At 35.9% G+C, this 1,056-nt stretch carries 1 protein-coding gene; it reads left to right on the top strand.

The features are described from left to right. Nucleotides 1–94 precede the first annotated feature (94 nt). Entirely contained in the window at nt 95–1,027 is a 933-nt protein-coding gene (locus D8877_RS12225; RefSeq protein WP_125353448.1) for an IS30 family transposase, read from the top strand. Nucleotides 1,028–1,056 lie beyond the last annotated feature (29 nt).

Raw genomic sequence — 1,056 nt, forward strand, 5'->3', positions numbered from 1 at the left:
TGATAAATTGTAAAATATAGTGCAACAAAAAACCCATAGGTTCTCAAATCGTGTAAACTGTAAGTAACCACACAAACAGACACAAGGAGATCCTATGGGCTACTTACATATTACCATAATTGATCGGCTAAAGATAGAAGCATATCTTGAAGCAGGTTTTAATCTGTCCTATATTGCAACTAAGTTAGGTTTTCACCGTTCATCAATTAGCCGAGAAATCAAACGGTGTCCAAATAAATATTCTGCCGAAGAAGCACAAAGACAATATGAGGAATTATCTAGACTTAAGGGAAGGAAAACTGCATGTACTTCACAGATGAAGAAAGATATAGAACGTCATTTAAAAGCATCTTGGTCACCCGAGCAGATTCATGGGCGTTATCAGTACGAAAATAAGCCAATCGTATCGTTTAAAACGATTTATAATTGGATATATAATGGCCAACTCGAAGTTAGTGTAGAGACGTTAAGACGAAAAGGTAAAACACGTGAACCTCATGAGACTAGAGGGAAATTCATTATTGGTAAACCTATTTCCAAACGACCTAAAGAAGTGAAGAGCAGGCAAAATTTCGGTCATTGGGAATTAGATACCATGGTTTCTTCCAGAGGGAAAAGCAAAGGATGCTTGGCTACATTTGTAGAGCGCAAAACACGTTTTTATCTGGCATTTAAAATACCTGACCGATCAGCTAGGTCGATGTTTTCAGCCATAGAAACACTTCAGAAGATTTTTCCTAAGAACTTTTTAAAAACATTTACATCAGACAGAGGAAAAGAATTTGCTTGTTATCCTCAAGTGGAAGCTTTAGGAATAGACTTTTACTTTGCGGACGCTTATTCATCTTGGCAAAGAGGAAGTAATGAAAATTCAAATGGTTTGCTTAGAGAATATTTTCCTAAGAGGACTAATCTAACCGACATTACTGATGAATCGTTAGTAAATGCTTTACTTGCTATAAATCACCGTCCAAGAAAATGCTTAGGTTACAAAACAGCATTTGAGGCACTTATGGATGAATTTTAGATTTGTTGCACTTTTTATTGCAATTTATC

It is taken from the genome of Streptococcus sanguinis (genome assembly GCF_003943735.1).
Classification (GTDB): Bacteria; Bacillota; Bacilli; order Lactobacillales; family Streptococcaceae; genus Streptococcus; species Streptococcus sanguinis_E.

Excerpts from the sequence above, each read along its gene's own strand:
- D8877_RS12225 (WP_125353448.1), top strand. The coding sequence starts at position 95 with ATGGGCTACTTACATATTACCATAATTGATCGGCTAAAGATAGAAGCA.